This window comes from Microbacterium rhizophilum, assembly GCF_039605615.1.
Lineage (GTDB): Bacteria > Actinomycetota > Actinomycetes > Actinomycetales > Microbacteriaceae > Microbacterium > Microbacterium rhizophilus.
The window spans coordinates 748,851-761,260 of record NZ_JBCNUN010000001.1; the positions used below are offsets into that span (position 1 = coordinate 748,851).

Annotated in this window: 14 protein-coding genes; 6 read left to right on the forward strand and 8 right to left on the reverse strand. The window is 71.8% G+C overall.

Features of this window, described 5'->3' with window-relative positions:
• Positions 1-24 precede the first annotated feature (24 nt).
• From phnK to phnG, 5 genes are read right to left on the reverse strand one after another with little or no spacing between them, the layout of a single operon-like run.
• Positions 25-804, reverse strand: coding sequence for a phosphonate C-P lyase system protein PhnK (gene phnK / locus AAD528_RS03730; protein ID WP_345750676.1), 780 nt, complete (start codon positions 802-804; stop codon positions 25-27).
• Positions 801-1,691 (reverse strand): alpha-D-ribose 1-methylphosphonate 5-phosphate C-P-lyase PhnJ, encoded by an 891-nt coding sequence (locus AAD528_RS03735; protein WP_345750677.1) that lies wholly within the window; start codon positions 1,689-1,691, stop codon positions 801-803. The genes phnK and AAD528_RS03735 overlap by 4 nt, the downstream gene beginning before the upstream one ends.
• Positions 1,684-2,811: a carbon-phosphorus lyase complex subunit gene (locus tag AAD528_RS03740; protein ID WP_345750678.1), complete on the reverse strand. Its 1,128-nt coding sequence runs from the start codon at positions 2,809-2,811 to the stop codon at positions 1,684-1,686. The genes AAD528_RS03735 and AAD528_RS03740 overlap by 8 nt, the downstream gene beginning before the upstream one ends.
• On the reverse strand, positions 2,811-3,464 hold the full coding sequence (gene phnH, locus AAD528_RS03745) for a phosphonate C-P lyase system protein PhnH (protein WP_345750679.1): 654 nt from the start codon (positions 3,462-3,464) through the stop codon (positions 2,811-2,813). Before phnH ends, AAD528_RS03740 begins: the two co-directional genes overlap by 1 nt.
• On the reverse strand, positions 3,461-3,943 hold the full coding sequence (gene phnG / locus AAD528_RS03750; RefSeq protein ID WP_345750680.1) for a phosphonate C-P lyase system protein PhnG: 483 nt from the start codon (positions 3,941-3,943) through the stop codon (positions 3,461-3,463). The genes phnH and phnG overlap by 4 nt, the downstream gene beginning before the upstream one ends.
• 138 nt (positions 3,944-4,081) lie before the next feature.
• Here phnG and phnF point away from each other — a divergent pair, with 138 nt between their 5' ends.
• Positions 4,082-4,918: a phosphonate metabolism transcriptional regulator PhnF gene (gene phnF / locus AAD528_RS03755; protein WP_345750681.1), complete on the forward strand. Its 837-nt coding sequence runs from the start codon at positions 4,082-4,084 to the stop codon at positions 4,916-4,918.
• A gap of 63 nt (positions 4,919-4,981) precedes the next feature.
• Here the strand turns inward: phnF and AAD528_RS03760 are convergent, their stop codons facing one another.
• The gene (locus AAD528_RS03760; RefSeq protein WP_345750682.1) at positions 4,982-5,452 is read right to left on the reverse strand and encodes an Lrp/AsnC family transcriptional regulator; all 471 of its coding nucleotides are present in this window, start codon (positions 5,450-5,452) and stop codon (positions 4,982-4,984) included.
• A gap of 102 nt (positions 5,453-5,554) precedes the next feature.
• On the opposite strand from AAD528_RS03760, the gene AAD528_RS03765 reads away from it, so the two are divergent.
• Positions 5,555-6,025, forward strand: a complete 471-nt coding sequence (locus AAD528_RS03765) for a DUF2000 domain-containing protein (protein ID WP_345750683.1) — start codon at positions 5,555-5,557, stop codon at positions 6,023-6,025.
• Positions 6,026-6,035: 10 nt separating this feature from the next.
• Here the strand turns inward: AAD528_RS03765 and AAD528_RS03770 are convergent, their stop codons facing one another.
• The gene (locus AAD528_RS03770) at positions 6,036-7,454 is read right to left on the reverse strand and encodes an MFS transporter (RefSeq protein WP_345750684.1); all 1,419 of its coding nucleotides are present in this window, start codon (positions 7,452-7,454) and stop codon (positions 6,036-6,038) included.
• Positions 7,455-7,706: 252 nt separating this feature from the next.
• Between AAD528_RS03770 and AAD528_RS03775 the strand changes: the two genes are divergently transcribed.
• The 3 genes from AAD528_RS03775 to AAD528_RS03785 all read left to right on the forward strand — a co-directional run bounded on the left by AAD528_RS03775 (position 7,707) and on the right by AAD528_RS03785 (position 10,884).
• On the forward strand, positions 7,707-9,329 hold the full coding sequence (locus AAD528_RS03775) for an ABC-F family ATP-binding cassette domain-containing protein (protein ID WP_345750685.1): 1,623 nt from the start codon (positions 7,707-7,709) through the stop codon (positions 9,327-9,329).
• Positions 9,330-9,368: 39 nt separating this feature from the next.
• Positions 9,369-10,163 (forward strand): SDR family NAD(P)-dependent oxidoreductase, encoded by a 795-nt coding sequence (locus AAD528_RS03780; RefSeq protein ID WP_345750686.1) that lies wholly within the window; start codon positions 9,369-9,371, stop codon positions 10,161-10,163.
• A gap of 271 nt (positions 10,164-10,434) precedes the next feature.
• The gene (locus AAD528_RS03785) at positions 10,435-10,884 is read left to right on the forward strand and encodes an acyl-CoA thioesterase (protein ID WP_345750687.1); all 450 of its coding nucleotides are present in this window, start codon (positions 10,435-10,437) and stop codon (positions 10,882-10,884) included.
• 169 nt (positions 10,885-11,053) lie between these two features.
• On the opposite strand, the gene AAD528_RS03790 is transcribed toward AAD528_RS03785, so the two are convergent.
• Positions 11,054-11,710 (reverse strand): NAD(P)H-dependent oxidoreductase, encoded by a 657-nt coding sequence (locus tag AAD528_RS03790; RefSeq protein ID WP_345750688.1) that lies wholly within the window; start codon positions 11,708-11,710, stop codon positions 11,054-11,056.
• Between the two features lie 136 nt (positions 11,711-11,846).
• Here AAD528_RS03790 and AAD528_RS03795 point away from each other — a divergent pair, with 136 nt between their 5' ends.
• Positions 11,847-12,341, forward strand: a complete 495-nt coding sequence (locus tag AAD528_RS03795; protein WP_345750689.1) for a MarR family winged helix-turn-helix transcriptional regulator — start codon at positions 11,847-11,849, stop codon at positions 12,339-12,341.
• The last annotated feature ends 69 nt before the right edge of the window (positions 12,342-12,410 follow it).

A 12,410-nucleotide genomic window follows, 5' to 3' on the forward strand; every position in this document is an offset into this window, starting at 1 on the left:
GAGGATGTTGTCCGGATTCATATCTCAGCCCTGGAGGATCGATGAGACGAGCAGCTGGGTGTACGCGGCCTGCGGATCGTCGAGCACGCGATCCGTGAGGCCCGACTCGATCACGGCGCCGTCCTTCATGACGAGGGTGCGGTGCGAGATCAGGCGCGCGACCGCGAGGTCGTGCGTGACGATGATCACGGAGAGGCCGAGGTCGGCGACGAGCGAGCGGATCAGGTCGAGCAGGCGCGCCTGCACCGACACGTCGAGGCCGCTGGTCGGCTCGTCCATGAAGACGAGCTTCGGGCCGAACACGAGGTTGCGCGCGATCTGCAGGCGCTGGCGCATGCCGCCCGAGAAGGTGGCGGGCGCGTCGTCGATGCGGTCCGCCGGGATCTCGACACGCGCGAGCCACTCGGCCGCCTGCGTGCGGATGTCGCCGAAGTGGCGCGCGCCGTTGGCCATCAGCGGCTCGCCGATGTTGCCGCCCGCGCTCACGTGCATCCGCAGGCCGTCGGCCGCGTTCTGGTGCACGAAGCCCCACTCGGTGCGCCACAGCCGGCGCACGTCGCGCTCGGACAGCGCGGTGAGGTCGACGAGATCCTCGCCCTGCCGGTAGCGGATGTCGCCCTCGTCGACCGACAGGCGCTGCGACAGCATGCCGAGCAGCGTGGACTTGCCGGATCCGGACTCGCCGACGATCGCGAGCACCTCGCCCGGCCACAGGTCGAAGCTCACATCCCGGCAGCCGAACTTGTCGCCGTACGCGTGGCCGGCGCCCGTGACGCTCAGCAGCGGAAGCTCCGCGACGTTCATGCCTGCATCTCCCTCTCGCGCTGGGCGGGGTCGAACTCGGCCGCCGCGCTGTTCAGAACCCTGCGCTCGCAGTGATCGGTGTCGGAGCACGCGTACATCACGGTGCCCTGGTCGTCCATGACGATCTCATCGAGGTAGACGCCCTCGGCGCCGCACACCGCGCAGGGCGTCTCGAACCTCTGCGGCTCGAACGGGAAGTCCTCGAAGCCGAGGCTCTCGACGTCCGTGTACGCCGGGACCGCGTAGATCCGCTTCTCGCGGCCCGCGCCGAACAGGTGCATGGCGGCGCTCTGGTGCAGCTTCGGGTTGTCGAAGCTCGGGATCGGCGACGGCGCCATCATGTAGCGGCCGTTCACGAGCACCGGGTAGTCGTACGTGCGGGCGATGTGCCCGTACTTGGCGATGTCCTCGTAGAGCTTGACGTACATCAGGCCGTACTCCTCGAGCGCGTGCAGCCGCCGCGTCTCGGTCTCGCGCGGCTCGAGGAAGCGCAGCGGCTCGGGGATCGGCACCTGGTAGACGATGATCTGGCCCTCCACGAGCGGCGTCTCGGGGATCCGGTGACGCGTCTGGATCACGGTGGCGAGATCCGTGCGCGTGGTCGCGCGGGCGCCGGCGACCTTCTCGAAGAACTGCCGGATCGACACCGCGTTGGTCGTGTCGTCGGCGCCCTGGTCGATGACCTTGAGCGTGTCGGACGCGCCGATCACGGCCGCCGTGACCTGCACGCCGCCGGTGCCCCAGCCGCGCGGCATGGGCACCTCGCGGGAGGCGAATGGCACCTGGAAGCCGGGCACCGCGATGCCCTTCAGCAGCGCGCGGCGCACCACGCGCTTGGTCTGCTCGTCGAGGTAGCCCTCGTTGTAGACGATGCGGGGCTCAGACATGACTCTCCTCCTCGACGGCGGAGTTCGCGGCGACGCGCTCCTGGAACTCGCGGTGCAGCTGGCGGATGAGCACCAGCTCGCCCTGGAAGTCGACGTAGTGCGGCAGCTTCAGGTGCTCGACGAAGCCCGTGGCCTGCACGTTGTCGGCGTGACTGATGACGAACTCCTCGTCCTGCGCGGGTGACACCCGGCGCTCCGAGAACTCCTCCGCCCGCAGCGCGCGGTCCACCAGCGACATCGACATCGCCTTGCGCTCGGCTCGGCCGAACACGAGGCCGTAGCCGCGCGTGAACTTCGGCGCCTGATCGGCGGATCCGGTGAACTGGTTCACCATCTGGCACTCGGTGACCTCGATCCGGCCGATCGGGATGGCGATCCCGAGCTCCGGCGACTCGAACTCCACCTCGACCTCCCCCACGCGCACCTCGCCCACGAAGGGGTGGGTGTTGCCGAAGCCGCGCTGCGTCGAGTAGCCGAGCGAGAGCAGGAAGCCCTCGTCGCCGCGGCTCAGGGCCTGCAGCCGCTCGGAGCGCGACATCGGGAACACGGTCGGCTCGCGCGTGAGGTCGGCGGGATCCGGATCCGTCCAGTCGCCACCCTCTTCGACCGACGCCGGCCGATCCGGCTCGATCAGCGCGTCGACGCCGAGCAGGTCGGTCACGCGCGGCATGGCCGTCTCGGGGACCGCCTCATCCTGCGCCACCGGGATCTCCGGGGTCGTGAGCTCGTCGGCGAGCAGGCGGTGCGTGTAGTCGAACGTCGCGCCGAGCTGCTGGCCGCCGGGGATGTCCTTGAACGTCGCCGAGACGCGGCGCTCGGACGGCAGGCCCGCGGTGTCGAGCGCCTCGGTGATGCCGAAGCGCGGCAGCGTGGTGCGGTACGACCGCATCAGCGTGACGGCCTCGAGCACGTCGCCCTGCGACTGCAGCAGCGCCTTGGCGGCGAGGTCGGGATCGTAGAGCGAGCCCTCCGCCATGACGCGCGCGACGAGCACGCCCATCTGCTCGCGGATCTGTGTGTAGTCGATCCGCTCGGACTCCGCACCCCCGCGCCCGCGATGGGCGAGCAGCGCGTGGGCGTTCGCGATGGCCTTCTCACCACCCTTGACCGCGACGTACATCAGGCGGCGCTCCTGTTCTGTTCTCCGGTGAGGCGGGTGCTGCGCGGCAGGCCGCGCACGGTGTCGCCGGCCTTGGTGGACGTCGTGAGGATCACGTCGACGCCGCACGGGTAGCCGGCGTGGTTCTGCGCCCACTGCGCGAGGAACCCGCCGGGCAGGCCGGCGCCGTCCCACGCGATCTCGCCGTTCACGCCGGGACCGCTCGCGACGAAGGACCCGATCCCCCGCGCGCCGGTCGCGTCGATCACCAGCGTGGCGGAGCGGTGCGGCTCCTCGTCCGCGCCCTGCGCGAGGTCCGCGAGGCGCGGCGCGGCGGACGGCGAGGACGCGACCGCGAACAGCGCGTCGGCCGGCGCGTCGACGATCCGGGCACCTGTGTGGAAGCGCAGCCAGGCGGTGACGTCGGCCGACGCGCGCAGCGGGCGGTCGAGCCAGATCGGGGTCTGGTCGTCGCACAGCGCGAGCAGCACGGCGCCCGCGGCCGCGCCGAGCGGGGCCGGCGGCTCGACGACGCGCGGCAGGGGCTGCGCGAGCGTCGGGCGTCCCAGTGCCTCGAGCGTCGCGCGGAACACGCGCTGCGCGTCGTGCACGGGCTGGGCGAAGCCGGGCTGGTGGCCGCCGCCGCTCAGGATGTCGGCCGTCACGGTGCTCATTCGAGGTCCTCGTCTTCCGGTCCGTTGTTCTCGCGGGCGACGGTGAAGAAGTCGACGACCGTGCTGCGGGCCTGGGCCTGGGCGAGCGCGTCGCGCTCGGCTTGCGCGGCCTCGAGCGGTGCGATCACGTCGGCCAGCACGCGCTCGCGCGCCTCGCCCGCCAGCAGCGCCTCGAAGATCGCGGCGAGCCCGGCGTGCTTGGGGTGGCTGCCCAGCACGTACGCCGTGCCGGTGGTCTCCGCTCCCGCGCCGCGCACCACGACGGTGGCGCGCGTGACGGTCGCCTCGCCGAGGTTGAATCGGTCGCCCGTGCCGCCGACGCGGCCCTGCACCATCACGAGTCCCGCCTCGGGGCCGCGCAGGTACTCGACCTCCGGCCGATCCGGCCACGCGTCCCAGAGCCGCTGGAGCTCGTCCTGCGGCGCCGTCGCGAGGACCCGCGCCGTGCGGCGCCGCGCCTGAACTGCGTCCTGCGTCATCCTGAACCTCTTCCCGAAGTTGTCTATCTCTCTAGACATCTGCCAATGTACTGGCACGATGGGGAGCGACGGGTGCGCGGGGCGGAACATTCCGGCCACGTTCCCGTGAACACCGGGTGAACGAGGGCGAGGACGAGCGTGAGCGAGAGCGCCGGAAGCCGGCCGACCACGGGATATTCGGCATGGCGCCTCATCGCCGAGGAGCTGCGCGCCGACATCACCGAGGGCCGGCTGCGCGTGGGCGACCGCCTGCCGACCGAGAACGCGCTCGCCGAGCGCTTCGCGGTGAACCGCCACACCGCGCGCCAGGCCATCGCCTCCCTCTCGACCGAGGGGCTCGTGGAATCCCGCCGCGGAAGCGGCACGTTCGTGACGGGCGGATCCGTCCACGTGCACCGGATCGGCATGCGCACGCGCCTGACGACCAGCCTGGGCGACCGCCACTCGGCGGCCGGGCGGGTGCTCGAGAGCGCCACGGAGCCGGCGCCCGCGGACGTCGCCGCGCGCCTGGGCATCGCGGCCGGCGACCCCGCGGTGCGCGTCGAGGCGCTGCGCACGGTCGACGGCGAGCCCCTCGCGCTCGGCACGCGCTGGTTCGACGCCGCACGCCTGCCCGACATCGCCGCGGTGCTGCGCCGCACCGCTTCGGTGACCGCGGCGCTGCGCGCGAGCGGCATCGACGACTACATCCGCGTGTCCACGGTCGTGGCCGCGCGCCACGCGACGACCGCCGAGGCCGCGCTGCTGAAGCTCGACCCCGGGGCGATCGTGCTCGTGACCGAGGCGCTCGACGCCCTCGTCGACGGCACCCCGCTGCAGCACCAGATCACGCGCTTCGCCGCCCAGAGGGTGCGGCTGGACATCGAGCACGCGGAGCCGGCTGATCGACGCGACGGCGGGAGTCGAACCCGCTGCGGCACCGGGTATGAGCCGGGCCCCGGGACCACCCGGACCGCCGCGATGCCCCCACGCTAGGTCGACCCTCCGACACTCCCAAGGGCTGTGACGCCGCGTGTCGTCATCCGGCGTCACGAGGCCTCAGCGCGTCGGCGGGATCTCGATCCGGTCGGCGCGGAGGTGCTCGTAGACCACCGTGGTGCGGACGTCCGCGATCTCCTCGCGCTCGGTGAGCCGGTCGATCACGAACGCGTACAGCGCGTCGTTGTCGGCGACCGCGACGTGGATCACGAAGTCGACGTCGCCGCTGACGACGAACACGCCGAGGGTCTCCGGCAGCAGCGACACCCAGTCGCGGAACGCCTCGATCACGTCGCGCGACGGTGGCCGCACGCGCACCGAGATGAGCGCCTGCACCCCGCGGCCGACGCTCGCGAGATCCACGTCGAGCGTCGCGCCCCGAATGATGCCGCGGCGCCGCAGCGCGCGCGTGCGGTCGAGCGCGGTGGTCGGCGAGACGCCCACGCGCGCGGCGACCTCGCGGTTGGTCATCCGCGCATTCGTCTGGAGAGCGGCCAGGATCGCCGCATCAAGTCCGTCCAGATCCGCCATCCGTCGCCCTCATCCGTATCTCATACGCCGGTGAATCCGAGAAGTCGGATCCATGACTACATTCTGTGTGATCACCCGACTATCCGCACACGAGGAGAGCACATGGACGACGCCGGCATCGGCTTCGCGCCCGACGAGATCGACACCGCCGCACCCACGCGCGCCGCGCGCCTGAAGTGGGTGATCGTGGTCGACGGATCGCTGCCGGGCGGGCGGATCGCGAACGCCACGGCGTGCGTCGGCGCGGCGACCGGGGCGGCGATCGCGGGCCTGCTCGGGCCCGGCGCCGTCGACGCACACGGCTCCGCCCACGCGGGCCTGCCGTGGATCGGCTGCACGGTGCTGGCCGCGGACGCGACGCAGCTCGCGACGATCCGCGCGAGGGCCGACGGCTCGGAGGGTGTGTTCGTGGCGGACATGCCCGCGCACGCGCAGCTCACGCGCGTGTACGACGAGTACGTCGCCGAGGTGGCGACGCGCCCGTCCGAGGACCTCGGCTACCTGGCCGTGGGGCTCGTCGGACCGCGCAATCGCGTCGATCGGATCGTGGGACGCCTGCCGCTGCTCGCGTGAGCGGGCCGGGTCAAGCCGCCTTGGGCTTCAGGACCGCACCCTCACGCGACATCACGACGGCGACCACGCCGAGCGCGAGGATCGCCATCCAGAACACCGCGACGCCCATGAGGCCCGCGGCCGCCATGAGGGCCGTGGCGATCATCGGCGTGAAGCCCGCGCCGAGGGTCGAGGCGCCCTGGTACGCGAGCGAGGCGCCCGTGTACCGCACGGCCGGCGGGAACTGCTCGGAGATGTACGCGCCGATGGGCCCCGCGAGGATGCCCTGGATCACGCCGTTGCCGATCACCACGGCGAGCGCGAAGCCCCATGGCGTGCCGTCGTGCATGAGCAGCAGAGCCGGGTACGCCCAGATCACGCCCATCACGCCGCCGACGATGAGCACCGTGCGGCGTCCGAGGCGGTCGGACATCCGCGCGGCGACGAAGGCCACGACGATGGTCACGACCGCGGCGAGGCCCTTGATGTTCAGCACGGCCTCGCGGGCGACGCCCTCGTTGGTCGCCTGCGTCACGCCCCACGTGGTGAGGATGCCCTGGCAGGCGTAGAACCCGAGCGACGCGACGAGCGTCAGGATCACGACGCGCGGGTGGCTCAGGAGGACCTGCGTGATCGGCAGGCGCTGCTTCTCGGCACGCTCGGCCGCCCGCTCCTCGAGTCGCTGGAAGACCGGCGACTCCGCGACCTTCAGGCGGATGAGCAGGCCGATCAGGATCAGGACGATCGAGAACAGGAACGGGATCCGCCATCCCCAGACGAGGAACTGATCACCCGTGGCGAGCGAGACGCCCGAGACCACGAACGTCGCCAGCAGCCCGCCGGCGGGACCACCGGCGTTCGCGAACGCCGCGGCGAATCCGCGCTTGCTCTCCGGTGCGTGCTCGAGCGCCATCAGGGTGGCGCCTCCCCACTCGCCGCCGACGGAGATGCCCTGCACGACGCGAAGCACGACCAGCAGGATCGGAGCCCAGACCCCGATGAGCGCGGGCGTCGGCAGCAGGCCGATCGCGACCGTGGCGACGCCCATCATCAGCATCGACACGACGAGCATCTGCTTGCGACTCAGCCGGTCGCCGAAGTGGCCGAATACGATGCCGCCCAGCGGGCGGGCGAGGTAGCCGACGGCGAACGTCGCGAATGCCGACAGCTGACCGATGGCGGGGGGCATGCCCTCGAAGAAGACGCTCGCGAAGATCAGCGAGGCGGCCGTCGCGTACAGGATGAAGTCGTAGTACTCGACGATGCTGCCGATCATCGAGGAGGCGAGCACACGGCGCAGATCCTTCGTGTTGAGCGACTCGCTCTTCTCGTCACCCCCGGCGATCCCCATCAGATGCCACTTGGTGTTCAGCGAGACCGCCGCGTTCTCACCCGCGCCGCTCGGCGTCGGGGAGGGACGCGTCGTCGGACCCTGTGTCTGCTCTGCCACGGAAACAACCTCTTCACCGTCGAAGACTCGGATGCGCCCCCGAAGAGGCGGACGTTCCACCACTATACCGACGGATTGAACATTCCTGAAGTAAGAATATTTTCTCCTTGATGTCCCGCGGAGGGGCCCGGTCCGCTTCCGACGGCCGCGCGCGGTACGGTGAAGCCATGGAGATCGACGTCGACAGGATCTAGCCGGCACCCGGACAGCAACGGGTGCGCTTCCCCGATCGCCGCCCCGAAGGGTCTCTCCATGGCACTCTCCTCCTCCGCCGTCACGCTCGTCGACGTCTCGTTCGACTGGCCGGACGGATCCGCCGCCCTCACCGGGCTGCACGGCACGCTGCCCGTCGGGCGCACGGGCCTCGTCGGGCGCAACGGCGTCGGCAAGTCCACGCTGCTCAGGCTCATCGCGGGCGTCCTCGTGCCCACCCGCGGCCGCATCGAGACGGCCGGCGACGTCGGCTACCTGCCGCAGACCCTCACGCTCGGCCGCGATGCGACCGTCGCGGATCTGCTCGGCATCGCGCCCATCCTGACCGGCCTGCGGGCGATCGAGTCGGGCGATCCGGACGTCCGGAACTTCGAGGCGGTCGGCGACGACTGGGACATCGAGGCCCGCGCCGACGAGGCGCTCGCCGACATCGGCTTCGGCGCCCCGGACCTCGATCGTCGCGTCGGCGGGCTGTCGGGCGGCGAGGCCATGCTGATCGCGATCACCGGGCTGCGCCTGCGACGGACCCCCATCACGCTGCTCGACGAGCCGACGAACAACCTCGACCGCCCGACGCGCGCCCGGCTCGCGGGCCTCGTCGACACCTGGCCGGGCACGCTCGTCGTGGTCAGCCACGACCTCGAGCTGCTCGAGCGGATGGAACACACGGCCGAGCTGCGCGCGACCGGGCTCGGCCAGGCCGCCCGCGGCCGCGGCGCGCGGCTCGAGGTGTTCGGCGGGCCGTACAGCGCGTTCCGCGCGTTCGTCGCGCAGGATCAGGCCGCCGCGACGCAGGCCGCGCGCACCGCGCAGCAGCAGCTCAAGGTCGAGAAGCGCGAGCGCATCGAGGCCGAGGCGAAGCTCGCGGCCCGCGCGCGGGCCGGGAGGAAGTCGGCCGAGAGCATCCCGAAGATCCTCGCGAACGCCCGGAAGAACAAGGCGGAGAGTTCGGCCGGCAAGATGCGTGGCACGCTCGACGACCGGGTCGAGGAGGCGCAGGCGGCGGTCGACGCGGCCGACGCCCGCGTCCGCGAGGAGGAGCACATCCATCTCGCGCTGCCGGATCCGGACGTCCCGCGCGGGAAGCGGATCGCCGAGCTGACCGACGGATCGCGCACCGTCACGATCCAGGGACCCGAGCGCGTGGCCCTGGTCGGTCCGAACGGCGCGGGCAAGACCACGCTGCTCGAGGCCCTGGTCTCGGCAGACGCAGCCCGCGGGGTGCTGCTGACCGGGCGCGTCGGCTACCTGCACCAGCGGCTCGACGACCTGGACGACGCGCGCTCGGCCGTCGACAACGTGCGCGAGACCGCTCCCGGCACGGCCCCGGGCGAGCTGCGCAACCAGCTCGCGCGGCTGCTGCTGCGCGGCAGCGCGCTCGACCGCCCGGTCGGCACCCTGTCCGGCGGCGAGCGCTTCCGCGTGGCGCTTGCGAAGCTGCTGTTCGCGGAGCCGCCGGCGCAGCTGCTGATCCTCGACGAGCCGACCAACAACCTCGACATCGCGAGCGTCGAGCATCTCGCCGAGGCGCTCGAGGCATATCGGGGCGCGCTGTTGATCGTCAGCCACGACCACGCGTTCCTGCGCCGTGTGGGCATCGACGTCGTGATCGGCATCGAACCCGGCGGCCGCCTGGCCGAGCGCGCCGAGCTCGACGCGTAGCGCGGAATGCCCGCGCCCCCGGATCGGTTCTCCCCCGGTATGCGCATCGATCTGACGGGGAAGACGGCACTGGTCACGGGCTCGACGCAGGGCATCGGGCGGGCGATCGCCGCGACGCTCGCCGACGCGGGAGCCCGCGTGGCCGTCAACGGGAGGCGCGCGGACGGGGTGGACGACACGATCCGCGAGCTGCAGGACGAGGCGGACGGCCGCGATCTCGTCGCAGCTCCCGGAGACGTGACCCGCGCCGCGGGGGCCGCCGCGGTGCTCGCCGCGACGGGCGACGTCGACATCCTGATCAACAACCTCGGGATCTTCGGCGCCGAGTCCGCGCTCGAGATCGACGACGCCGAGTGGCGCCGCTACTTCGAGGTGAACGTGCTCGCCGCGGTGCGCCTGATCCGCGAGACGCTGCCGGGAATGAAGGCCCGCGGGTGGGGGCGCATCCTGAACATCGCCAGCGACTCGGCGATCGTGATCCCGGCCGAGATGATCCACTACGGGATGTCGAAGACCGCCCTGCTCGCGGTCTCGCGCGGCTTCGCGAAGGACGCGGCGGGCACGGGCGTCACGGTGAACTCGGTCATCGCCGGCCCGACCCACACGGGCGGCGTCGAGAAGCTCGTGTACGAGCTGGTGGACGAGAGCCTGCCGTGGGACGAGGCGCAGCGCGAGTTCATGCGCGCACACCGCCCGCAGTCGCTGCTGCAGCGGCTGATCGAGCCCGAGGAGATCGCCAACATGGTGGCCTACCTCAGCTCTCCCCTCGCGTCGGCGACCACGGGCGCCGCCGTGCGCGTCGACGGCGGCTACGTCGACGCCATCGTGCCCTGATCGCACCACCGGCTCCTCCTGCGGCGGCGGTCAGCGCGTGGCGCCGGCGCGACGTTTGGAGATGTCGAACCGACTCGCCGGCGATCGGCGCGAGACGGCGACGCCGACGCGCCTTCACGACCTCCGGTGAGGTCTTCGCGGCCGCCGACGGCCGCCAGCTGACAGCGCCGCTAGCGCACGCGACCGTGCGCGGTCAATCGGATGCCGCCGCGCTGCCGACCGCATCTAGCTTCGGTCACGACGGAACCGGACGACCGATGGGAGCCGCGCTGTGACCGGCGACGAGAGCGACATCGAGATCAACTTCCACACCCGCAAGTGGGTCAAGCCCGAGGACCTCAACGCCAACGGCACGCTCTTCGGCGGCAGCCTGCTGCGCTGGATCGACGAGGAGGCCGCGATCTACGCGATCATCCAGCTCGGCAACTACCGCGTGGTCACCAAGTTCGTCTCGGAGATCAACTTCGAGGCGTCGGCGCAGCAGGGCGACCTGGTCGAGATGGGACTGATCGCCACGCGATTCGGCCGCACGTCGCTCACGATGCGCGCGATCGTGCGCAACATGATCACGCGTCGCACGATCCTCACGATCGACCGGATCGTGTTCGTCAATCTCGACGAGGACGGCCACCCGGCGCCGCACGGCTACTCGGCCATCACCTACAACCGCGACCGCATGCCCACCGAGCATCCGCAGACGGGCACGATCCGGATCGAATGACCGTCCGCCGCGGGCCACACGGCACCGGACAGCCGCGGCGCCCGCAGCGGCACGTGCGTGCCGGAGATCGGCATCGGCCGCGTCACCCATGCCGACATCCTCGCCCAGGCGTCCGGCACGCGGACGCCGCCCGGCCCCGAGGGGCGCGGGCGGCGTCGGCGGAGCCGGATCAGGCCGCGACGAGCCGGCCGGCGACCGTCTTCCCGTGCGCCTGGGCCGTGGCGTGGGCCTCGGCGAGGTTCTGCTTGGCGAGGTCCACGAGGTCGGCCATGGCGGGGTTTCCCTCGGCGAGCGTGAGCTCGGCCTCGATCACCTCGAGGTCGAAGCCCCAGACGTCCTGGATCACGCGCTTGTACCAGTCGGTGGCGTGGTCCCAGCCGAAGCGCGGGGTGCCCTCGCCGTAGCCGCCGCCGCGCGCGATCACGAGGAAGGCGGGCTTGCCCTTGCCGCCGCCCGAGCCGGGGCCGAACCGCGGGTCGGTGAGCACGAGGTCCGCCCACGTCTTGAAGTGCTGCGAGACGCCCCAGTTGTAGAACGGCGCGGTGAAGATCGCGGCGTCCGCGGCCTCGAGCTCGTCCGCCAGCTCGCGGACGACCGAGACCGCCGCCTTCTGCTCGTCGCTGCGGTCGTCCTCGCCCACGAAGGTCGCGAACGCTGCGGTGGCCCACAGGTCGGACGCGAGCGGCTCGAGACCCACCTCGCGACGGATGACGGTGGCGTCGTCGCCGAGCTCGGCGACGATCGCGTGCTGCAGGGTGTCGGCGACGGCGCGGGTGACCGAGCCCTCGACGCGGACGCTCGCGTCCAGACGGAAGACGGTGCTCATCGAATGGAACTCCTCGTATCGGATGGTGGTCGGATCAGATGATCTGACTTTCCGATCATACGGGCGATCCGAACACGGCGGCGCCGTCGAGGCGAAAAGGGGACCGAGACGCCTGATCCGGCGGTAAAATCGCGTCATGCCGCAGATGGAGGAGCAGGAGACCGACCTGGGCTGGGCCCTGGGCAGTCTGCTGCGCACCTACATGCGGCTCTCGTCCGAGGCCGTGGGCGACCTGCCCGGCGGCCCCCGCGGCTATCAGGTGCTGTCGATCGTCGCCTCCGGCGGCTGCAACAACCAGGCGGCCATCGCCGAGAGCATGGGCCTGGATCGCACCGCCGTGACGTACCTCGTGGACGGCCTCGAGGCCTCCGGTCTCGTCACGCGCACGCCGGATCCGCAGGATCGCCGCTCGCGCCGGGTGTCCTTCACCGACGCGGGCGCCGCGCGCTTCTCGGAGCTCAGCGCGTGCATGCGCGGTGCCGAGGAGAGCCTGCTGCGCGGCCTCTCCCCCGACGCCGCCACCGCGCTGCGCGACTCGCTCGGCCGCGCCGCCCACGCGCTGGGCGGGACACCGGAGTCGGTCTGCGAGGTCGCGGACCGATGCGAGGCCGCCGGCCGCCTCGCGGACTGACGCCGGGCTGCGCCCGGACGCCGCGTCCCGCCTACGGTGAGGACCAGCGGATCCGGGCCGACGGAGGGA